We start from the raw sequence: 21,760 nt of genomic DNA on the forward strand, positions 1-21,760 counted from the left end.
CGGGCGCCTCGTCCCGTTTGCTGCTGCAACTCTTCGATCAGGTCCGACGCGTTCGCCTTGGTGAGATCGTCGGGGACCTCACGCCCGGCCTCCCGGGCCAGCGTGTCCAGGTAGCTGCGTTGCGCACCCGTCATCGGTTCGTCTCCGGTGACCCACTCGGACGTGTCCTTCTCGGGGTTCTCTTGCGGCGCTTGTCGGTTGTCGTCGTTCGCGTTACTCATCCCCGTCGGATATCCGTCGCACACGTGTTCGAAACATCTCAGATGTCAACGCCCCGTCAGGCCGGCTACCACCAGCACGCAGCCGACCACCACGAGCAGAGCGGCGACTTCGAGTCGACGGCGTGCGGCGACCCAGCTGTTCAGCGCGGTCAGCGACCGCTGGGTGGCGTCCGGAGCCAGCAGGCAAGCGATCAACGAGACCTCGACCACGGCGAACGCGGTCACATTGAACAACAGCAACGCCGCGACCTGGGTCATCGCCGGCGCGCCCGAAGCCAGGATCACCGCCAGAGCGGCCAGGTAATCCACCGAGGGCAACGCGATTCCCAGACCGGCCACCGTCGCGATCCATAGCGAGTGACCGCCCAGCACTCGGCGCACCCGCGCCGGCAACTTGGCGAGGACCGCCTCGCGAACGAGGGTGTCGGCCGTCCGTCGGGTCGAGTCGGCGCGGCGGCGCAAGGCGACGGTGACACCCAGCACTATGCCGGCAGCCAGGGCCAATGCACCGATGAGTACCTGAACGTTGGGCAACGTGACGTGGCCGGACGCGACCAGCCGTCGTCGCAAGACGAAAATCACGACCAGGCCCACCGTGATCCCCATCGCGAAACCCCCGAGCAGGAATGCGAGCAACTGCAACGCCGGCCGAGGCCTGTTGAGCATCAGCAGCGACATGCCGATCCGGAACGGTTCGAGGCTGACGGCCAAGGCCATCACCAGGATTGTCAGCCACATAGCAGAGTTCGACGAGCTCAGCCGGGGGCTGGTCAGCCGACTTCGGCCTCGGGCGCGGTTTCGATGCTGACCAGTTCGGCCAGGCCGCTCATGGTGAGAGCGGACACCAGCAGGGGGTGGGAGACGAGCTGAATATGGTCGGCGTGCGCGAACAACGCGTTGATCGCCGCGCTGTCCAGATATTCCACGGCGCTGAGGTCTACGGTGAACCTTCCGCCCGCAGTCTCCGCTTCGGCGCTTGCGGTGTTCAGGGCTTGATTGAAGGCGTCGATGTTGCTCAGATCGATCTCCCCCGCCGCGAGCAGCACCAGTTTGCCGTCGTCGGAACGCGCCGTCTCAAGGGTGAGCAATGTGGGCATCAGGCGATCCTCGCGGATAGGCGGACAGTGGTTCCGGCGTTGTCGGTGTCGATGGTCACGTCGTGCATGAGTCGCCGCATCAAGGTGATACCGCGTCCGCGCTGAGATTTGGTAGACGGCTCAGGTGGCTTCCACGTCCCCGTGTCGGTGATCGTCAACTGCACCTCGTCGCCCAGCGCGACCGCGTCCACGCAGATCGAACCGTGCAAATTGTTGCGATGCCCGTGCTCGATGGCGTTGGACACGGCTTCCCCGGCGGCGATGAGCACGTTCATGGTCTGGTCCGGTCGCATTCGGGCTCGGGTCAACCAGGTACGCAAAGCCGTGCGGGTCGGTGCTAGATGACTGGCGTCGGGCGGGAACTTCAACTCCAGTGGGCCAGGATGGCGATGCAGCAGCAGTACAACGTCATCCTGGTAGCCCCCCTGGGGCGCGACACCGGACATGATCTCGTTCGCCAACTCGTCCAGGGGGTCGGCGCGAGCGTCCCCCGTCACCTCGGCGACTTTTGCGATGCCTTGCTCCAGGGGTGTGCGGCGCCGCTCCACCAGCCCGTCGGTGTAAAGCACCAGCGTGGAGCGCGCCGGCATGGTCACCCGGGCTTCGGGACGGTTCCAGTCGCGCCGTACCCCCAACGCGATGGTGTGACCGTCGGTCAGTACCTGCGCGGTGCCGTCGGACCGGACCAGGATGGGAGGCGGATGTCCGGCGCTGGAATACACCAGCTCGCCGGTTTCGGGGTTGAGCACCGCGCAGACGGCAGTCGTGCACTGGGCCCCGGCCAGTCGCGAGGCGAAACGGTCCATCCCGCTCAACGCCGCTGCGGGACTGGGATTTTCGAACAGCAGCGCCCGGCAGGCGCTTCGGACCTGGCCCATGACGGTGGCCGCGGCGAGGTCGTGGCCCACGCAGTCGCCGACCACCATCGCAATCCGGCCGTCCTCCAACTCGATGACGTCATACCAGTCCCCGCCGACCTGCAGAGGCCGGCTGGCTGCCTGATAGCGCACCGCGAACCCGCCCGGTAGATCAGCGGGCCCGAGAATCGCGTGTTGGAGCGCGAGAGCCGTTTCACGTTGCTGGTCGACTTGGTACACCCGTTGCAGGCCCTGTCCGAGACGGCCGGCCAGCACCGTCAGCAAGGTCTGATCCTCCAGGGTGAACGGCCGTTGCTCGGCCAGATCGATCCACACCACAAGCACGCCCTCGGGATGTTGCAGCGCGATACCGGCCGTGCCGGGCTCGGTGATGTTAGGTGTGAGAAGGTCGCCTTCGCGCAACGCGCTGACGAGTTGTCTTGTGCGAGACGGTAAATCGGCCCAGCGCACGGACTCACCGACCGACACGATCTGCGGTGTGTACCCGTTCTCCAAGGGAGAACTGCCCGTCGGGAAGGTGACGGCCAGGACGCGGCGCGCCCGCCATTGCCGACGAAGCTCCTCAGCGGCGGCCTGTAGCGCGTCATCGACGGTGTCTGCTTGGGCCAATTCCTGGTTGAGGGCGTGCTCGCGGCCTGCCGCCAGCGCCAGGGCGATAGCCGCGTGGCGGGCGAAGTCACTGACCAGTTCGAGGTAATCGTCGCTGAACTGTTGCTGCTGCGGGTGACGCGCAACAGCGATCACACCCAGTACGGCGTCTTGGGCGATGAGCGGCATCACGATCGCCGGGCGTTCACCGACGTCGGTGAAACCTTCGATCGGGTATGCGAAGGAATCGGTGATCAGCGGCAGGCCGCGGCGCGCGACCCCGCCGGTCGTAGAGCCTTCCATCGGAACCTGGCGACCGATGACCTCCGAGGCGTACCGGCCCGCGGTGGCCGCGACGATCAGGGTGTCCACCTCAGCGGCGGGCAGATCGGGCTCCCCGGGAACCAGCAGGATCGCTTGCTCGGCGTCGGCCAACTCCAGCGCTCGGTTCACGATGAGCTGCAGCGGTCCGGTCTGCGGGTCACCGGAGAGCAGCGCGGTGGTGATCTCGCGGCTGGCCTTCGTCCATTTCGCCGATTCGCGTTCGCGCTCGTAGAGTCGGGCATTGTCGATGGCGGCCGCGGCAGCCGTGGCCAGCGCCCACACGGTGCCTTCATGGGCATCGGTGAACACTCGCCCCGGCCGGTCGTCGGCTAGGTAAAGGCTGCCGAAGTCCTCTGCCCGGACCGTGATCGGTACCGCCAGCAGCGCGTGCAGCGGCGGGTCCTGGGGGCCCAGTTCGATCACCGGTGACTGCGCACTCAGGTCGTCGAGGCGGACACCATCACCGACCGGCAGGTCGCCGAGGCGTCGCGCGGTGGCATCGCCGATACCTGCGCGGACAAACGAAACCGGGTTGCCCTCCGCGGCGCGGATCACCAGCGCCCCGTACCGGGCGCCGGTCAACTCCATCGCCGCCTTGACGACGCGATTCAGCGTCACATTCAGGTCCAGATCCGAGCCGATCTCGACGATGACCCGTACCAGTTGCTCCATCTGGTCGCGCGCTGCCACCAGCTCGTCGAGCTGTTCGTGCATTTGGCTCACCAGGTCGCGCCGCCCTAGCCAGGTGAACGCGGATTCACCGCGGTCCTTGCTCATGGGATCAAACCTAATCCTCGGGGCCTGGCTTTTTGGCGCTTGGGTCATCGCAGTTCGGCGCCGTGTCCTTTTAACGATGCGATCGCTTCCCGCACGAAGCTCTGCGCCGGGTCGGTTCCTCGACCGCGCGGAACCGGCAATTCCGACGAACTCAGACGTGAGCCGGCATGCGGTCCCAGCCGCCCACTGCTGACGAGGACGAGATGACCGCGGCGTCCGGGTCGACGTCCCGGTAGGCGATGCCCAGCTTCACTGCAGCGGCTCTTCGCCCGCCAGGATGGTTCGGTGCATCAGTCGACCGCTGTCTTCGGCATAGGGCAGCACCCGGTGCATGGTTCCGGTGTTGTCCCAGATGAGCAGATCACCCGGCTGCCACTGATGTTGGTAGACGTACTGGGGCTGGGTGGCCCAATCCCGAAGGCGGGCAAGCAAAGCGCGACTTTCCTCGACCGGCAGCCCGACGACATAATCGGACGTCGCCCCCAACAGCAGCGACTTACGGCCGGATTGGTGGGTCCACACCAGCGGGCACGCCTTGGTGGGTGACTTCTGCCAGAACTCGACCTCGGCGTAACTCATCTCCGGGCTGACGTAGTACTGGGAGCGCTCCGCACTGTGCACGACCCGCAATTCCGCTATTCGCAGCTTTTCGTCTTCGGGGAGGTCCTCGTAGGCCCGGTAGGTGTTGCAGAATTCGGTCTGTCCACCGGTGTCGGACAGCCGTACCGCCCGCAGCAGGGTGGCCAGGTTCGGCAACGGCTGCAGGGAACCGTCGAAGTGCCAGAACATCGAGCCCTTCAGATATCTGGCGCGCTGGTTCACCTTTTCGTCGAGGGAAATCTTGTTGATGCCTCCCTCGCCTTCGTTCGCCACGACGGTGCCCAGCGTCTGGGCGATGGCAACTTGCTGCTCGTCGCCGATATCGAGCCCACGGAAGAACACCACCCCCCGGCGCTCGAGGATCTCGCGGATCGAACCGGCCGCCAGACCGCTGCGCAGCGTGTCGAGGTCGGTTCGTATTTCGCTGCCGATGTTCGGTGTGAGGTCGATGATTTCCAGCTGTGCGGAGCCCAGGCTCATGGCCTCAGCTCATTCTCGTGAGAATGGTGTTGGCCGAATGCTTTACCCGTGGCTGCTGCCACAGCTCGACTGCCAGCGAGACGGTGATCAACGAGTAGAGCAGATTGCGCAGATTCGCGACGTCGTCGGGCAGCGGTTCGGCGTAGTCGAATTTGTCGATATAGGCGACCGCTTCCTCGGCGTGCGGAAACACCTCGTTGTAGAACGCGCGGATCTGATCCATGGAACTGTTGACGCGCTTGACGTAGCGCTCGTGGCCGTCCTCGATCGCCCACTGGGGCACCAGGTGCTCGAGATGCGAGAATTCCTCCGGCAGAACGGCATTCATCGCTGACCTGCCTTCGCCTTCGCACCGGCCTCGACGTAGTCGCCGACCACCTTGTGCAGGTGCCGCAACAGGATCTCCTCGTCGTTCATCGTGAATTGTTTGAGGACACCGCTGTTGAGCATCGCCTGCAGCCCCTCGGAGGGACTGGCGTCTTCCAAGATGATGTCGTTGAGATAGGTCACGGTCAGTTCCTGGCCGAGCCGCTCCTTGTGCGTCTTGGGCGGCTGATAGAACATCTCGACTTCGAACAGGTGCGAGTGTGGGCCAGTCGGCCAGTGCGCATGGGTGCTGAAACCTGATGAACCGAAGATGATCACGAAGTTGGGGAAAAACTGGAAGGAGTCGAAACCGTACTTCTCCGACCTCGTGGGATTGATGCCCGGGGGCATCGGGCCCCGATCGAGTTTCTTGTTCCACGGTCCCGCCGCGCTTGCCTCCATGACGCACTCGATGGGCTTGGAGTACTCCGTCTTTCGCGACGGCTCGCCGGAGAACGAGAACATCCGGTGCGGGCCGCTGAGCTGATAGGCCAGGGCGTCGGTGAACGGATTCGGTTTGTCCAGTGCGTCTCTGGCCTCCGCGGTCACGCTGCCGAACGACGTCGCGTGCAGGTAGGGCCCGTGGTAACTCTCTGCGAAGCTGTCCACGAATATCTTCCAGTTGCACTGCAGTTCGGCGGAGAACTTGTAGACCTGGTGCGGGCCCTGGAACGGATAACCCTTGATGCCATGGGCGAGCTCACCGAGGTACGAACGCAGCGGCTCGGTGTTGTGCGGGTCGAGGTTGATGAAGATGAAACCCTCCCACACCTCGCACTGCACCGCCGGCACCCGGCAGCTGTCGGCGTCGAAATCCAGTAGCAGATCCTTGCGGGTCGGCGAATGCAGCGAGCCGTCCAGCTTGTAGCGCCAGCCGTGAAATCGGCAGTACAGCAACGGCGCCCGGCCCGACACTTCCTTGAACGGGTCGTCCTCCCACAACATCTTGTTGCCCCGGTGCGGGCAGATGTTGTGGAAAGCCCGGATCACCCCGTCCTTGCCGCGCACGACGATGATCGAGGTGTTCAACACCTTCAGTTCGCGGGTGAAATAACTACCCGAGCGCGGAACCCGTTCGACCCGGCCTACATAAAGCCACGTCTTCTTGAAGACGTGCTCGCGCTCTTTTTCGTAGAACTCTTCGGACACGCAGTCTTCGAGCGATACCGGGCCGCGGCCGAGTTCTGGGTAAGCGTCGGTCCAATGGCCGCTTGCGGGTTTGGTCACTGGGCTGTGGTGACTCATGGGCCCCTCCTCGCGCCGACGGTAACAGCTGCGGATTCCGTCGAAACAGCCGCAAAAACGCAACTGCCTGTTGCATGATTGGAACACTCCCCATGGAACAGCACCTCACATTCGACGTCGATGCCCTGCTGATATTCGGCAAGGTCGTCGAAAGCCGCAGCCTGTCGAAGGCCGCGCGGCTGCTCGGCATGCCCAAGTCCACGGTCAGCCGGAAGTTGACCAGGCTGGAGTCCGATCTGGGCATCAAGCTGCTGCGCAAGAACACGCACCAACTCACCGTCACCGACGTCGGTGAACAGATCTATACCCACGCGACGAGCATCTTGGCCGAAGCCAACGCGGTACGTGCACTGGTCGAAGCGAGCAGGCAGGAACCCCAGGGCGAGTTGCGGGTCGCGATACCGGTATTCGTCGGCATCGACTATGCATCGCGGGTCGGAGCCACGTTCCTGCAGCGCTATCCGCAGTCGCGGTTGGACATTCGATTGGTCGACAACATGGTCGACCCGGTCAAAGACGGTTTCGACGTGGTATTCGGTCCCGGTCCGCTGCAGGATTCGACGCTCATTGCACGGAAGGTGTTCGATCTGCAGCTGTTCCTGTGCGCCTCAAGGGATTTCGTCGCGCAGCTGAGCCATCCCCTCAGCGAACCGGCGCAACTCGACGACGTGCCGTTCATCGACTTCGGCTTCGGCGGACCCCGCAGACTCGCCCTCGCCCGGCACCATCGGCGATACGAGCTGTCACCGCCGGTACGCGCCCGCGCCAACAACTTTCAGGTGTGCAAGCAGTACATCTTGCAGGACCTCGGTGTGGGCGTCATGCCCACGCAGATCATCTGCACCGCGGAACTGCGCGCAGGCACCATCGTGCCGATCCTGCCCGAATGGACGCTCGAACCACTGGCGGTACACATGATCTATCCTTTCGAGCTCTCGTTTTCCACGTTGATCAGCGCCTTTTACGACACCGCCTGCCAGATCATCGTGGAGAACATCGCCAAAAGCCGAGATCTGTGAACACCACGTTGCAACGGGTCAGCGGCCTACCCTGCGTACGGGATCGAAGTCGCGAAGCGCTTGCGGTTGCTTGCCGGTGGTGATGTGTTCGGCCAACAGCCGTCCGGTCACCGGCCCGTGCGTGAGGCCCCACATGCCGTGGCCGCCGGCCACGAAGACCCCGGGTGACACCTCACCGATCAGGGGCCGACCGTCGGGGGTGACCGGGCGCGAGCCGACCCAGACATCGCTGCGGTCCTCCCAGCGCACTCCGTCCAGCAATGGGTCGGCAGAGGCCACGATGGCGTTCACCCGTGCGGGCATGACGGGTTCGTGCGGGCCACGGAATTCCATGGTTCCCGAAACACGCATCGCGCCTCGGTAGGGCGTGCACGCCACCCGTACGTCGGGCAGATAGATGGGACCTGGCATCGGACGTTCCACCGGCACCGTGAACGAATAGCCGCGACCGGCACGCACCGGGACACGCAACCCGTTGCCCGCCAATCGGGACAGCAGCGCGCCGGTGGCGACAACTACTGCCTCGGCTGCCAGCGGCTCGTCGCGCTCCGACTCGACCACGACGTGGCCGCCCCGGCGGCCGATCCCGGCAATGTCCCGTCGGCACAACGTTGCTCCGCGTTCGGTCACCGCGCGCCCCAGGGCCGTGACGAATCGGTGCGGATCGATGAAGCGCTGTCCGTTGATGTTCAGGCCGCTCGTGGCCGCGCGGCCGGCCAGCGGCACCGCATCGTGCAGCGCGGCCCCCGAGAGCGGGGTGATATCCATTGCCTGCCCGGCCTTTTCGAGCTCGCGTAGCTCTGTCAGCAAGCGCTGCGCCTGGGCGGAGGTCTCGAACACGGCGGTGATGGGCGCATCGGTCACCGGCGCGTCGACGCCGTTGCTGATCAGCACGTCGAAAGCCTCGATGCAGTCCTCGTTGAGGATGACGTTGGCATCCAGCGCGCGTCGGTAGGACGATGGCCGGCAGTTCGCCGCGAATCGGAGCAGGAAGAGCGCCAATCCGATGTCCCGGGTCAGCGGAATGTGCAGCGGTGCTTTGGTGTCGAGCAGGGAACGCAACCCATACCGCAGCACTGCAGGCGAATTCAACGGAAGGACCAGCCCCGGTGCCACCCAGCCGGCGTTGCCGCGCGACGCCCCGGCTCCGGGCTCGACACGATCCACCACGGTGACGTCGACTCCGCGCTCCTGGAGGAACCACGCCGTCGACAATCCGACAATGCCCGCGCCGACGACGATCGCCGAGCGCGGTCCTCCGTCAAACCGTTCGACGTAATCCATTACGTACCTCCCTAGTTGGTGTCACTGATCGCGATCGTGGAAGTGAATTCGAGCCGCCGCGCTTACCGTTATCGGACGAACAGCGGTGCTTGTTGCTGTGCTGCTACGCCAGTCGGGGACGCGCGACCGGGTGGCCGATACCGCGACCGCTGGTCTCCGGGATGCGCCTGAGCGCCGATCGGCTGGCGGCCACGAGCACAGCGGTGACAATGCTCAAACTCAACCAGGTGGACACGGCCGCTGCCACGGATTCGTCGAGTGCGGATCGGGACGGCTGACCGATGTGGTATCCCGCTGCATCCACCCGGATGTCAACGAGATCACCGACTTTCGCGCCTCGGGGTGCCGTTACCGCACCGGCGTGCTCGGTTCCGGCCGCAAACCAGCGGGCAGGCACGCTGACCGTCCTGGGGTCGGCCAGCGGCTGGTAGACGGCGTCGTCGCCGGCTACTACCGCCGTCACCTGCTGGCTGGTCTGGGCGTGCTGGGCGTAGAAGTTGCTGCGAGAGTCGTGGACTGCGATGCCGACGGCGACGGCGATCGGCAACCCCACCAGGATGATCAGCACAGCCCAAATCAGCATGGGTGTCGGTCGACGAAGGCGACGCGGGGTAGTCATCGACGATTCCTATCGGGGCGGGCAGCGTTGATACTTCGCTCATTGTGGCGCGCAAAGGGCGCAACGGGTTTGCCCGAACCGGACAACGGCGCGGTGGGCCGTTGTCGGCGTCACACAACGCTGTCCGGGCGTCGGGACCACTTGCTAGAGGTCGGTGCAGATGGACGCGAGGAACTGTTGGGTCCGGGACCGTGACTTCATCCGGACCACCGGGTCCTCGCCCAGCGGCACGATTCGTGCGGCCAGGTCCGTGACACCGGCATCCCGGTAGCTGCGAAGCCGCGCCAAGACGGCCGATTCGTCACCGGCCGCCATGGTGTCGCCGACGTCCTGTGCGTCTCCTCGTTCCAGCAGGCGGACATAGTTCGGCGAGAAGTCCGCATGGCCGAGGATTTCGCTCGCATCCGCGCGGGCCTGGTCGGCCTGGCTGTTCGAGCAGAGTGCCACTGGAACGCCTGCGACCACTCGTGGGTCCGACCGGCCGGCGGCGGCCGCGGTGAGCCGCGGGACGACGTAATCCCCTATCGCACGCTCGTCGGCCATCCACAAAATGGTGCCGCCGGCCCGCTCGCCGGCAAGCCGCAGCATGGTGGGCCCAAGCGCGGCAAGCAATACCGTCATCTCGGCCGCATCGGCGACATCGATCGAGCCGTTGACGTCATACGTCTCGTTCGTGACCCGCACGGGTCCGGGGCCGGAAAATGACGCCGCCAACACCTCGAGGTAGTCGCGCACCAGACGGGCCGGCCTGTCATAGGGAAGCCCCAGTTGGTCGCTGATGATCCAGTGATGCGAAGGGCCCAGGCCCAGGGTGAACCGGCCGCCGCAGGCAATGCTCGTCGTCAAAGCCTGCTGGGCCATGATCAGCGGGTGACGGGTCTGGATCGGTACCACCGCGGTCCCGAGTTCGATGCGCTCGGTCACCTGCCCGATCAAGGCGACAGCGGTCAGCGCATCCAGATAGCCAGGAACTTGCGGCATCCAAAATGAGCTGAAGCCCGCTGCTTCAGCGGCTTTCGCGTCCTCCAACAACCCGGGCAGGCGCTCGGCGCGCGAACGCTCTTTGTCGGATCCGACCATCAGTCCGATTCGCATGGGCTTTCTCCTATCGGGGTGCGGCCACGACGCCTCGGACGTTGATGTCGCGCCAGATCGCGATCTCGTCGACGAATTCTGGCGCCCGACCGAAGAGGTCGGCGAAGAACGCAATCATTTCAGTCCATGCCGGCATCGGCCCGACGATCACGTGGCGAATGTCGGCGAACCGCAGATTCGCGGTGACCTGCGCACGCACCTCTCCTCTGGCCCGGAACGAGGTCTTGTCCTCCTGGATCGTGCGCATGATCGTGAAAAGCCGCGTGGCCCACGGTCCGGTGATGGTCCGGCCGTCCGGTTGGGGCAGGTACGCGTATGCCTCCGGCATCCGCAGCCCGTAGTCGGCCTCCGCCGCCCAGACCATCGGGGCTGCCTGGTCACCGTTGACGAAATACGGTGCGACGAGGACTGTTTCGTCGCGACGAATGTTGTGGCTCGCCCACGTGCGGAAGAATAACGGGGTATGGAACGGCTGCCGCTGCAGCGGAGCGGGCACGATCACGACGAGTGCCGCGGCGACGGCCAGCAGCCACCGGAGCGCCGGTCGCGGTTGCGGGCGAGTCGCCCGGGTGATGACGATCGCGACGATCACGGCGACGGCCAGCCATACGAAAGCTGTAAAGCGCCCCGGCAGAACGTGTTTGAGGAGCGGTAGCTCGCCCAGCGGCAGCCACGGCAGCGGCACGGGCAGCCTTTCGTGGCCCACGTGCAGCCAGGGACCGAGTGACAGCACCATCAGCAGCGCCCCGGTGACGCTCGCGACGCGCACCCGAAGGTCGTTCCACTGGCGTGCTGCCACCCATGCCAGCAGGACCAGCAGCGGCAGGCCCAGGTAACCCGTCGCCTCGTGATAGAGACCGGTGAACTGGTGGGACATGTGCGTCGCCACGTCCGGGGCAAGCAGTTGGTAAGGCGTCGGAACGACGAGGTTGAGCAGATCGGTCGAGAACGTCTCGGGATGTTGGACCGGTCCGTGGATGCGCTGCGGTCCGAAAAACTGGGCGACGAGCGGCCCGGCCGTGAGCAGCAGGAAGGTGAGAGCTGCGAGCCCTAGCGCCGGAGCGAGCCGGGCGGCTCCGGCGCGACACCGCGACCAGACTCGGCCGTCGCGACGCGCCAACGCCATCACGCCCACCAACACTGCGGCCGCTACGGCGCTGGTGGCTAACACCTCTTCGGTGATGAGGAGTTGCACGGCGCTCAGGGCTCCCAGCGCCAGCCCCGACTGCCACGGTGGCCGCCGCCGGGTTACCAAGAGTTCGTCGATGACGAGCAGGAAGAGGGGCGGGACCCAGGAGGTGGCCAGGTTCAGGTGCAGAGCCGCGTGTGAGGCGACGTAGGGCGAAAAGGCGTAGACCGCACCACCGACCAGGGGACCAGCGCCATCGCCGGTCCAGCGGCGGATCGCGATCCACGCGGTGAAACCACTGAGGGCGATGCCCAGGACCATCAGGACGTTGAACCCGAAGATCGGACCGCCGAGTTTGGCCGGCAGCCAGCCCAGCAGCCCCAGGAGCGTCATCGGGGTGTTCCACATCAGGTTCACGCCATCGGGCGCATTGATCTGGGTCGTGAAGAACGGATCGAGCCCGTTAGCCAGCGCGTGGGGTGGCCAGCCCAGAAACCAGATCGTCTGGTGCTGATCGCAGCAGTTCCCGGCCCATCCCGATCTCGGTCCTGTCCAGGCACGGAAGGTGAGCGCGACGGCGCCGACGAGATAGACGACGAACGCGCTGAGTGCCCGTCCGCTGCGCCATCCGCGCTCAACCGGCCTTGCTGTCACGCGCCGATTATCGGGGACGCGACTTTCGGTTGGGCCGTTCGACGCAACCCCGACGCGGCCACAGCAACGTCGGGTTCGCGTTCACCGGCGGCCAGTTGCGGTGGTTGGCGTAGGCCCACACCTCCCACGGGTTGTCGTAGTAGGCCACGGTTTCGACCAGGCGGTACCAGTTCTGCTCGCGGTGGAACACCCAGTAGCCCGTGCCGACGACGACGCCGCCGACCATCCAGCCGACGTAAGTGATCGGGAACAGCGGGCCGAAGATCCTGCTCTGCCAGACATGCACCGATTCGTGGTCGGCCATCAGGCTCTCGGTGCCCGGCCCGGCGCCGAGGCTGGTCGTGACGTTGCCCAGCGTGGTGACGAAGCCCGGCAGCCCGACGCCGCCACGGTAGACGTGGGCACCCGCCCGCTGACTGAGGGTGGGGTCGTAACCGGAGTTCGGCATGAGCTCGTTGACGAGTTGCAGCCCGTAGCCCAGGACGGTGCCCATCGCCCCCCAGGTGTGGTCCAGCAGGAACGCGGCCCAGCCCTGCCAGGCGCGGAAGTCGTAGATGTTCAGCTGGCGGCGGATCACCCGGTTCATGCGGCGAGATTAGGCCAATATGATTCGGCCGAGTCAAAGTCTGGGCCCAGACGCCCGGTGCTGGCACGGTGGTGGTTCGTGCGGGTGTGGCTGAGCGGCTAGGCAGCGGCCTGCAAAGCCGTATACACGGGTTCGAATCCCGTCACTCGCCCCGCACGCTTTCCCCGCGAGCAGACGCAAAAGCCCCTCATTTCGGCACGAAATGGGGGCTTTCGCGTCTGCTCGCGGGGGGCTGGGCGGCGCGCTCAGGCGCGGTAGCGGGCTACCGACTCCGCGTACTTGTCGAGCAGCCGCAGCGAATCGTCCCGCGGCTTGGTGGGCAGCAGCAGCGCGAGTTGCTCGAACCCTAATTCCTCGGCGGCGCGCCAGTAGTCGAGATCGGAGGGCGCGCCGAACATCGCCAGCGGGACATCGTGGTTGGCGGCCTCGCGCAGTTGCTCGACGCGGCGGCCGATGTGGTCGATGGGAAACGGATTCGATATCCAGCCCGCCTCATGCCGGACGATCCGCTTGACGGTCGCGTCGGAGTCGCCACCGATGAAGATCGGCGGATGGGGTTTGCGTACCGGTTTCGGGCGGCTGTACGACGGCGGGAAGTCCACGTATTTGCCGTGGTATTCGGCGGGTTCGTCGGTCCACAGCGCTTTGATGGCCTCGATCCGTTCGTCCAGCAGGGCACCGCGCGTCTTCGGGTCGGTGCCGTGGTCGCGCATCTCCTCGAGATTCCAGCCCGCGCCCACGCCGAACACGAATCGGCCGTCAGAGATCAGATCGATGCTGGCGGCTTCCTTGGCGGTGGTGATCGGGTCGCGCTGGATGAGCAACGCGATACCGGTGAACAGCTCGATCTTCGACGTGACCGCCGCGGCTGCCGCGAGCGTCACGAACGGGTCCAAGGTGCGGTAGTAGATCGACGGCAGCTCACCGCCGAGCGGATACGGCGTTTCCCGGCTGGCCGGGATGTGCGTGTGCTCGGCGACCACCAGGGACTCGAATCCGCGTTCTTCGATACCGCGGGCCAGTGACACCGTGTCGATGCTGTCGTCGTTGACGAACGTGGCGATCCCGAACTTCATGGCTGTCCCTGTCTGTCGGCTTCCCAGACCTCGACAACCAATCACGGCCGAATATTCCCCTCACGTCGGATTTGTTGCGGCGCAGTTGGATTCAGCTAACGTGCTGGTCGATCAGCCCGTAGAGCATGTTCACCGTGCGGTCGAGTGGCTCGGTGGAACGTGCAGCGAGGCAGAGGATCACCGCGCCCTCGACGGCGGCCACCACGGTGGTGGCCAGTGCTTCGGCCTTGTCGTCGGCCGCTCCGTCGGCCCGCAGGCGTCCGGCGATCATGGTCTGCCACGCCGAAAACGCCTCGCCGGCGGCGTCTGCGGCCGATGGTGACTCCGAACGTCCGAGGGCGGCGGCGACGATCGGGCACCCGGCGCTGAAGTCGCTGGAACGCAGCGACTCCTTCCAGGACTCGACGAACGCGGCCAACGACTCGCGTCCGGTGCCCGCCAGCGTCGTGTCGAAGAGTTGACCCGCCGTGCGGGTGGCCTCGGTCATCAACTCGGACTTCCCGCCCGGAAAATTCACGTAGAGCGAGCGGCGCGCGGTGCCGCTGTGCTCGAGGAGTTCAGCCAGCCCGGCTCCAGCCACGCCCTTGCGGCGCAGCAGATCAATGGCGCTACCGATCAAGCGCTCACGGGCGGTCATGGTTGCAGTATACCGATTGGTCTACTATGGTTCGGTAGACCGATCGGTATACACAGGGAGATCGCCATGACCAACAGCGACAAGACGTTGCGAAAATTCCGCCGGGAACGCGCGATCGGACGCTATGTGCTCAATCCGGTCGTGCGAGGAATGGGCAAACTGGGATTGCGTACCGCGCTGGCCACCGAGTTGGAGACCGTTGGGCGCAAAACCGGTCTGGCGCGTCGCGTTCCGGTGTCCGTGCAGTTCGACGGCACCGGCGCGTGGGTCATCAGTCAGCACGGCACCCGCTCGGGCTGGGGGCGCAACATCGTCGACAATCCCAATGTCCGTGTGCGGCAGGGCAACCAGTGGCGCAATGGGGTCGCGACGATAAGACCTGACGACGACGTCGTCGCACGGGGCCGCAAATTCGGGCGATTGGGCGCGAAGGTGGTCAAGACGCTGGAGACGACACCGGTGTCGGTGCGAATTGATTTCGCCGATTAGGACGTGCCGCGCCGGGACACGGCGTCTGGGGCGAATCTCGTTGTGAATCCTTGGTTTTGGAGGCGAAGTGACGGCTTTCGGCGTGAGCCCGTGGTGGGAAAATCGACAGAATCCCGCCGAGGATTCCCCCGCAAAGCTGAAAGCCCGAATTCTCCCAACACGGTAGCGACGCCTCGTTCGGTTCGTCGAGTCGATTCGGAAACCGTTGGCGCGCAACGTATTCAGTCGTAGATGACGGCAAGTCCCCGCCGCTGCAAGTCGGCCAACCCGTCCCGCATGGCTTGGAGTTGTTCGGGGGAATGCCCCTCCCAGTCCGTGAGCTCGCCGACTATTCTCACCGGCTCCCGCGTGCGGAAGGAGTGGGTGGGGTTACCGGGCAGCTTCTTGTCCGCCACGTTCGGGTCGTCCTCCAGCACACCTTCCGGTTCGACGATGTAGACCCGGCCGCGGCCGTCGCCCTGCGCCAGCTCGGCTCCCCACACCGCTGCATCGAGGGTCCGGGTCAGGTAAACGTGATTCGACAGGCGGTCGGCGTCGTAATTCGACCGGCGCCCCGGCACCAACAGATCGCCCACGGCAAGCTCCGCCTTTGGTGCCGTGCAGCAGCGCACCCGACGGATGAACTTCGAAAGGTTTCGGCGCGGGAGTCACAACCATCCTCGAGGTGTCACGGGGGTTCTCGCGAACAGCAGTGTAGCCGCGTCTTGCCGGGACTCCTGATTCGTCACGACCTCGAAGTGGGTAAAGGGTAGGACGGCCGGCGCTTAGGAGGGAATGTGCGACAGAAGCTCGACGAGCCTGTTGCTGCAACGGTTGAATCGTCCCCTGATGCAGCACCGGCCGATCGGCCCCCCACCACACCGGCGACAGCTCGGTGGTCGAACTCGATCACGAATTCCGATCTGCGAATCGCGATGATATGCGCCCTGCTATGGCAAGCAGTAATGACCATCCTGGGCGCAACCCTTTTCTCCAATCAGTCGGGATTCTTGGATCACACGATGCTGTGGGATGCGAAGTGGTATCTGAACATCGTGAACGAGCGCTACCTCCGCAGCGCCGAGTCACCCGCCTTCTATCCGCTCTTTCCCCTGACTCTCGGCGCACTGGGCGTCACTACTTTTCATAGCATTCCCTACCCCCAGTTGGGCCTGCTGCTGAATACCGCCTGTCTTGGCTTGGCCATCGCCGCCCTGCTGACGATCACCCGGGAGTTGGGAATTCGTAGCACTCGGCACATCACCGTCGGACTGTTTCTCGCAGCGCCGGCCGCTGTCTTCATGCACCTGTTCTATACCGAAGCGATTTTCGTCGCACTCGGGTTCTGGGCGTACGCGTTCGCCCTGCGCCGGCAATGGTTGTTCATGGCGCTCACGCTGGCGTTCCTCACCGCGACACGCCTGCCTTCCGTACTCTTCTTCGGCCTGTGCGGACTGGAATACCTGCGGGCCTACAACTGGAACATCAAAACAGCGTGCAACCGCAACCTCGCTTATTTCGGCTTGGCCCCCGTCGGGTTCTTGCTGTACGGCGTATATCTCGCAATTTATCGCCACGATTTCTTCGCGATGTTCCACGCCTACACCAATGCCTGGAACTATCTTAATTTCGAGCCGAATTTCCTCTATTCGATTTGCAGAGCCATACACGAAACGACTCAAGCGATCCTCGGCATCCGCAGTTTCGACAACAACATCACCGTGAATTTCGCGATCCCGCTTATTTGCCTCGCGGCGATTTTCGGGTCGTCACTCTACCTACTGTTCCGGCATCGAGGCGCCGGCATTCCCCTCGGCATCTTCGGACTGTGTTCGATCGTCTTCTTCACCATCAACAGCAGTTTTGTGGCGGTGCACCGATACGCATTGCCGTGCCTGAGTGTCTACGTGGCGCTTGCACTGCTCTACGCCGAGTTCCGCAGAGCGAGAGTCTTGGTCATGGGTATCGGCCTCGCGATGCTCGCCGCGCAGACGGTGATAATCCACATGCTGTTCGTGACCAAGGATTTCGCCGGGTAAGCCCTATCTGGCGGTGCTGTTCCGACGACGTCGTGGGGCACTGGCCTTGAGCACGTCAGAGTTTGCCTGCTCCTGCGCCTGCGCGGCCAGCGTCGAGGCGCGGTTGGCATAGGCGATGGCCTCTTGCTCATTGCTTGCTTGTTTGTCGTGCGCGGCCGCCAGATGCCTTCGGGCCTCCTCGGATCGAGCGAGCGCGCCGGCGCCGATGCGGTCGCGGTACTTCGCCACGTAATCGGAGACCTGGCGCACTCTGGAGTCCGCGGTGGACAAAGCCTGCGCCAACGAGTAACCCCGCCCGTCGGTAGCGACCGGGCCCGCGTCGGCCGGCGCCCTGCGTCGTCGACGTCGCCGATAGAGGAGCAACAGCGCCAGGAGCACGATCGCGACGACGATGACGATGATCGCCGGCCGCAGCCACGTCCGTTGTGCGGGACTCGCCGATTTGCTCAATCCGTCGGCCGCGGCGAGCGCCGCACCGCTCCAGTCTCTGGCGGCCACCTTCGGGTCGATGTCGTTGCGTTGCAGACTGTTCAACTCGTCGGCGGTAAGGGCTTTCGGCGGCACGGTGAACGTGTACAGCTTGGTGTTGGTGGCTACAGCCAACAGCGCGTCGTGGTCACCCATCCCGCTGGCTTCGCGCGTTCGATCGGCCCAGTTCTCCGGTTTGAACCTGTTGAAGTTGTCGACGTAGACCACCCACAGTTGGATGTGCCGATCGCGGTAGAGCCGGTCGACGGCCGCGCTGACCGCCGCCCGGTCGGATCCCGTCAATGCCCCGGTGCCATCAGTGACGTGATCGGTGAGCTTGGACGGTGGTTGAGCGCCGGCCGGGCTCATCAGCAGCAAGGCTGCCGCAAGGATTGTCAGTACTACACCGAACAGGCGAACAATGCGCATGAGGGCAATCTAGTCCGCCGTCAGATCGTCGGATGTGCCACCGCGGCGACCCGTGTCTGGGTCAGGGGGACGGTGTTAGCGTCATCGCGTGACCATCAACGACATCGCACTGACAACCCTCGACGGCAAACCGGCCACGTTAGCTGAATTGTCCGGCGGCGCAACGCTTGTGGTGAACGTCGCCTCCAAGTGCGGACTCACTCCGCAGTATGCGGCGTTGGAGAAGTTGGCCAAGGACTATCGCGGGCGGGGGTTGACGGTCGTCGGCGTCCCATGCAACCAGTTCATGGGTCAGGAACCGGGCACCGCCGAAGAGATCCAGACGTTCTGCTCGTCGACCTACGGGGTGACGTTCCCGCTGCTGGAGAAGACCGACGTCAACGGCGACGACCGTCATCCGCTCTACGCCGAACTCACCAAGGCCGCCGACTCCGACGGGAAAGCCGGCGACATCCAGTGGAACTTCGAGAAGTTCCTCCTGGCGCCGGACGGTGCGGTGGTGAATCGGTTTCGGCCACGGACCGAGCCAGACGCGCCGGAGGTCATCAGCGCCATCGAGGCCGTGCTGCCCCGGTGACTTCCCTCTATCGGGTAAGCCGCCGGGTGGGCACCTGGGCGACCCCGACCGAGGACCCGGGCGCGCGAAGTGGACAGCACTCTGTCTGAGCGTCCTCAAAGAGGTTGAGAGGCAGCGCCTTTGACGTCAATCGGGCCAAGTGCGCGAGAGTCCTGCGTTCGCTACCGGGACGGGGCTAGGCTCCAAAGGCGGGGTTCGGTGCCGACTCGCAGGTCGGTGCGTCACGACCACGCCATGTGAGGAGGGCACGAGGATGTGCGGGATATTCGCCGCGATGACACGCCGTGGCCTTTCGAGCGATCGGCGGGATGCGGCGCTCAAGCTCTTGGAACATCGCGGTCCGGACGGATACGGCACCTGGACATCGCGGGACGAGCAGTGGACGCTCGGGCACACGCGGTTGTCGATCATCGGTCTGCGCAACGGGACTCAACCCATGACGAGCCCGGATGGTCTCGTGCATCTGGTGGTGAACGGCGAGTTCTACGGGTACCGCGAGATCCGCGAGCGTCTTCGCGCCAGCGGCTATCGCTTCTCCACCGAAAGCGACAGCGAGATCGCGCTGCACCTCTATGCCGAACAGGGCATCCAGGCCGCGACGTCCTTACGCGGCGAGTTCGCAGTCATCATCGCCGACGAACGGCAACGCGCGATGTATGCGATCCGCGATCGTTTCGGAGTCAAGCCGCTCTACTACGCGGTGGTGGGCGGCGATGTGTACTTCGCCTCGGAGATCAAGGCGTTGGTGGCGCTGGGCGTACCGGCCAGGTGGGATCTCGAGGGCGCCACCGGAGGGTTCGGAAGATCGCACGAGAAAACCGAATTCGCCGGAATCAGTACCGTGCCGCCGGGTTGTTACGCGATCGCCCGAGATGGCGATGTTCGCATCTACCCGTACTGGGATTGGGAGATCCCGACCGCTGATCAGATGCGCGCGGACACCCGCAGCGAAGCCGAAATCGTCGGCGACTTTCGTCAAGCCCTGCAGGATGCGGTGCGGCAACGGCTGGTCGCCGACGTGGAGGTCGCTTCGTATCTGAGTGGCGGCATCGACTCCTGTGCCGTGCTGGGACTCGCACAGCAGGAAACGAGTCGGCCGATTCGCGCGTTCACGCTCACCTTCGAGAACCCGCTCTATGACGAGGCCAGCGTTGCTGAAGCGCAGGCCAAGCGCGTCGGCGCGACGTATCACCCGATACCGATCACCGGACGCGAGATTGCCGAGTCGTTCGCCGATGCGGTCTGGCACGCCGAAACGCAGATGTTCAACGGCCACGGGGTTGCCAAATACCTCCTCAGTCGTGCCGTCCGGGCCGCAGGCATCAAGGTGGTGTTCACCGGCGAGGGCGCCGACGAGATGCTCGGCGGGTACCCGTACTACCGGGTCGACGCGCTGAACAACGACGCGACGTTGAGCGCGGACGAGCGACTGGCGTTGCTCGACGAGATGCTGGGCGCCAATGCTGCGACTCGGGCGCTGATGATGCCGGATCAAGTCAGCAGTCCGGAGATGCAGGCCGTGGAGCGAAGGCTCGGCTGGCTACCTGCGACACTCAATGTCGGTGCGGCGCAGACCAATAGCGTGGCGCCGCTGCTACGCGACGACCTCCCGACTTCGGTGCGGGAGTTTCAGCCGCTGATCTCGGCGCTGGATCGTCTGCCGATCGCGCAACGCGTCGCCGATCGTGACCACCTGAACCAGATGCTCTACATCAACGCCAAGACGGTACTGCCGAACTTCATTCTGAATTACCTCGCCGATCGGATGGAGATGGCTCACTCCATCGAAGGCCGCGTGCCGTTCCTGGACCATCGGGTGGCCGAGGCGGCGGCTCGTGTGCCAGTGAACCTGAAAGTCAGAGGCAACCGCGAAAAGCATGTCCTGCGTGAGGCGGCGAAGGACGTGTTGATACCCGAGGTGTATGACCGGCAGAAGCATCCGTTCACCACACCCCCGACGCGCGACCCGAACGACCCGATGCTGGTCTTCTACCGGGACACCTTTGCCTCGCAAGCGGCGAAGGATCAGCCGATCTATGACATGGACCGGGTCTCGACGGCGCTCGACGAACTGCTCGAGTCACCCGACGATCAGCGCATCGCGGTGGAAGGTGGGCTGCAGCGGGTTGCCAGCGTGATCGTGATGCAGGACCTGTTTTCGATGACGTGAGTTGATCTCCCGCAAACGGTCCAGCGCGCCTGGCCTTCCGCGCAGCTATATTGCTAGGTCGGTGATCCTGCTGATCAGGGAGTCGTAGATGGTGCATTCACGCGGTGCAGGCATCGGCAAGAGGACTTTGCTCGTCACGTCAGTCCTAGTGGGCGTAGCTGTCCTCGCCATCACCGGGCTGATGGGTTCGGGCTTGCGCGCTCCTGGGACAGCACTGTGGTCGGCCCAAGCCGACCCTGGGTTCCACCCACCCGACAACTGCGGGTCCCCGAACGACACCGGTCCCAGACTCGAACTGTGGAGAGCCGTCAAGGACCACGCTCCTCCCCCAGCAAATCCGTCGCCCAACATCTTCGTCAACGAATCATGGGCGCTCAAAGACGGTGGCCAGGGCAAGCACGACCTGCTGGCGATACCGAGGGCTCGCGTGACGGGAGTCGAATGCCCAGAAATCTGGGGGCCCAAGGCATTCAATCTGTGGAAGCCGGCCTGGGATGAGGCGACCAAACGGTTCCAGGGCGTCGACGTCATGTTGGGAATCAACTCGTTTCACGGTCGCAAGCAAGATCAACTGCACATTCACCTCACCGGTTTTCAGCAACACGCCAGAACGCAGCTGAACGGCCTCAAGGGGATCCCGACGGATCTGTCGAAGTGGAACACGAGCATGTTTTCCGTGACGGGCCACGTCTACCGGATCGTGCGGGTCAACGATCTCGACACGAATGTCTTCAAGCTGGTGAAGGAACACATCGCGCAGAACGACATGTTCCAGCAGTCGATAGCGGTCGTTTCCGCTGCGCCCAGCAAGGGCTTCTACATACTTGCCACGCAAGGCAAACCTGACCCCGGAGAGCCGGAGCACAACCCTGAACTGCGCCTGGGCAACGACTGGGGCACCCAAGCGATCGAAGACCTGATCTCGCGGAGTTGA

General features: G+C 64.6%; 21 protein-coding genes, 1 tRNA gene and 1 pseudogene. 7 read left to right on the plus strand and 16 right to left on the minus strand.

What is annotated here, in order from left to right; genetic code table 11:
- The 7 genes from AC5Y4D_RS19435 to AC5Y4D_RS19465 form a co-directional block, all read right to left on the minus strand.
- Positions 1-221 (minus strand): DUF3072 domain-containing protein (locus tag AC5Y4D_RS19435; RefSeq protein WP_499945838.1); only part of this gene is annotated, 221 nt, incomplete at its 3' end.
- Positions 222-266: 45 nt separating this feature from the next.
- A complete protein-coding gene (locus tag AC5Y4D_RS19440; RefSeq protein WP_499945837.1) occupies positions 267-959 on the minus strand; it encodes a GAP family protein in 693 nt (230 codons plus the stop codon).
- A 32-nt stretch (positions 960-991) separates the two neighbouring features.
- Complete coding sequence (locus AC5Y4D_RS19445) at positions 992-1,318, minus strand: STAS domain-containing protein (RefSeq protein ID WP_499945836.1); 327 nt, start codon at positions 1,316-1,318, stop codon at positions 992-994.
- On the minus strand, positions 1,318-3,885 hold the full coding sequence (locus tag AC5Y4D_RS19450) for a SpoIIE family protein phosphatase (protein ID WP_500037964.1): 2,568 nt from the start codon (positions 3,883-3,885) through the stop codon (positions 1,318-1,320). The genes AC5Y4D_RS19445 and AC5Y4D_RS19450 overlap by 1 nt, the downstream gene beginning before the upstream one ends.
- A 249-nt stretch (positions 3,886-4,134) precedes the next feature.
- Complete coding sequence (locus AC5Y4D_RS19455; protein ID WP_499945834.1) at positions 4,135-4,965, minus strand: TauD/TfdA dioxygenase family protein; 831 nt, start codon at positions 4,963-4,965, stop codon at positions 4,135-4,137.
- Between the two features lie 4 nt (positions 4,966-4,969).
- Complete coding sequence (locus AC5Y4D_RS19460) at positions 4,970-5,293, minus strand: hypothetical protein (RefSeq protein WP_499945833.1); 324 nt, start codon at positions 5,291-5,293, stop codon at positions 4,970-4,972.
- Positions 5,290-6,576, minus strand: coding sequence for an aromatic ring-hydroxylating oxygenase subunit alpha (locus AC5Y4D_RS19465; RefSeq protein WP_500037965.1), 1,287 nt, complete (start codon positions 6,574-6,576; stop codon positions 5,290-5,292). The genes AC5Y4D_RS19460 and AC5Y4D_RS19465 overlap by 4 nt, the downstream gene beginning before the upstream one ends.
- A gap of 92 nt (positions 6,577-6,668) precedes the next feature.
- Here AC5Y4D_RS19465 and AC5Y4D_RS19470 point away from each other — a divergent pair, with 92 nt between their 5' ends.
- A complete protein-coding gene (locus AC5Y4D_RS19470; protein WP_499945831.1) occupies positions 6,669-7,595 on the plus strand; it encodes a LysR family transcriptional regulator in 927 nt (308 codons plus the stop codon).
- An 18-nt stretch (positions 7,596-7,613) separates the two neighbouring features.
- On the opposite strand, the gene AC5Y4D_RS19475 is transcribed toward AC5Y4D_RS19470, so the two are convergent.
- The 5 genes from AC5Y4D_RS19475 to AC5Y4D_RS19495 all read right to left on the minus strand — a co-directional run bounded on the left by AC5Y4D_RS19475 (position 7,614) and on the right by AC5Y4D_RS19495 (position 12,962).
- Complete coding sequence (locus AC5Y4D_RS19475; RefSeq protein ID WP_499945830.1) at positions 7,614-8,879, minus strand: NAD(P)/FAD-dependent oxidoreductase; 1,266 nt, start codon at positions 8,877-8,879, stop codon at positions 7,614-7,616.
- Positions 8,880-8,982: 103 nt separating this feature from the next.
- Complete coding sequence (locus tag AC5Y4D_RS19480; protein WP_499945829.1) at positions 8,983-9,498, minus strand: Rv1733c family protein; 516 nt, start codon at positions 9,496-9,498, stop codon at positions 8,983-8,985.
- A 144-nt stretch (positions 9,499-9,642) separates the two neighbouring features.
- The gene (locus AC5Y4D_RS19485) at positions 9,643-10,593 is read right to left on the minus strand and encodes an LLM class F420-dependent oxidoreductase (RefSeq protein WP_499992570.1); all 951 of its coding nucleotides are present in this window, start codon (positions 10,591-10,593) and stop codon (positions 9,643-9,645) included.
- A gap of 10 nt (positions 10,594-10,603) precedes the next feature.
- A complete protein-coding gene (locus AC5Y4D_RS19490; protein ID WP_499992569.1) occupies positions 10,604-12,376 on the minus strand; it encodes a DUF6311 domain-containing protein in 1,773 nt (590 codons plus the stop codon).
- Positions 12,377-12,383: 7 nt separating this feature from the next.
- The gene (locus tag AC5Y4D_RS19495) at positions 12,384-12,962 is read right to left on the minus strand and encodes a hypothetical protein (protein WP_499992568.1); all 579 of its coding nucleotides are present in this window, start codon (positions 12,960-12,962) and stop codon (positions 12,384-12,386) included.
- Positions 12,963-13,042: 80 nt separating this feature from the next.
- Here AC5Y4D_RS19495 and AC5Y4D_RS19500 point away from each other — a divergent pair.
- A tRNA-Cys gene (locus AC5Y4D_RS19500) sits at positions 13,043-13,113 on the plus strand.
- 94 nt (positions 13,114-13,207) lie between these two features.
- Here AC5Y4D_RS19500 and AC5Y4D_RS19505 read toward each other — a convergent pair.
- Positions 13,208-14,038 (minus strand): LLM class F420-dependent oxidoreductase, encoded by an 831-nt coding sequence (locus AC5Y4D_RS19505; RefSeq protein ID WP_499992567.1) that lies wholly within the window; start codon positions 14,036-14,038, stop codon positions 13,208-13,210.
- A 91-nt stretch (positions 14,039-14,129) separates the two neighbouring features.
- Complete coding sequence (locus tag AC5Y4D_RS19510) at positions 14,130-14,675, minus strand: TetR/AcrR family transcriptional regulator (protein ID WP_499992566.1); 546 nt, start codon at positions 14,673-14,675, stop codon at positions 14,130-14,132.
- A 66-nt stretch (positions 14,676-14,741) separates the two neighbouring features.
- Between AC5Y4D_RS19510 and AC5Y4D_RS19515 the strand changes: the two genes are divergently transcribed.
- A complete protein-coding gene (locus AC5Y4D_RS19515) occupies positions 14,742-15,164 on the plus strand; it encodes a nitroreductase family deazaflavin-dependent oxidoreductase (protein ID WP_499992565.1) in 423 nt (140 codons plus the stop codon).
- Between the two features lie 221 nt (positions 15,165-15,385).
- Here the strand turns inward: AC5Y4D_RS19515 and arr are convergent.
- A pseudogene (gene arr, locus AC5Y4D_RS19520) lies at positions 15,386-15,821 on the minus strand (NAD(+)--rifampin ADP-ribosyltransferase).
- A gap of 119 nt (positions 15,822-15,940) precedes the next feature.
- Here arr and AC5Y4D_RS19525 point away from each other — a divergent pair.
- Complete coding sequence (locus tag AC5Y4D_RS19525) at positions 15,941-17,182, plus strand: putative hexosyltransferase (protein WP_500037966.1); 1,242 nt, start codon at positions 15,941-15,943, stop codon at positions 17,180-17,182.
- A gap of 3 nt (positions 17,183-17,185) precedes the next feature.
- On the opposite strand, the gene AC5Y4D_RS19530 is transcribed toward AC5Y4D_RS19525, so the two are convergent.
- Positions 17,186-18,079, minus strand: coding sequence for a TPM domain-containing protein (locus AC5Y4D_RS19530; RefSeq protein ID WP_500037967.1), 894 nt, complete (start codon positions 18,077-18,079; stop codon positions 17,186-17,188).
- 88 nt (positions 18,080-18,167) lie between these two features.
- On the opposite strand from AC5Y4D_RS19530, the gene AC5Y4D_RS19535 reads away from it, so the two are divergent.
- From AC5Y4D_RS19535 to AC5Y4D_RS19545, 3 genes are all read left to right on the plus strand, one after another.
- On the plus strand, positions 18,168-18,656 hold the full coding sequence (locus AC5Y4D_RS19535; RefSeq protein WP_500037968.1) for a glutathione peroxidase: 489 nt from the start codon (positions 18,168-18,170) through the stop codon (positions 18,654-18,656).
- Positions 18,657-18,909: 253 nt separating this feature from the next.
- Positions 18,910-20,826 (plus strand): asparagine synthase (glutamine-hydrolyzing), encoded by a 1,917-nt coding sequence (gene asnB, locus AC5Y4D_RS19540; RefSeq protein ID WP_500037969.1) that lies wholly within the window; start codon positions 18,910-18,912, stop codon positions 20,824-20,826.
- A gap of 88 nt (positions 20,827-20,914) precedes the next feature.
- A complete protein-coding gene (locus AC5Y4D_RS19545; protein ID WP_500037970.1) occupies positions 20,915-21,760 on the plus strand; it encodes a CDP-diacylglycerol diphosphatase in 846 nt (281 codons plus the stop codon).

The organism is Mycobacterium sp. NGS67 (assembly GCF_059812185.1).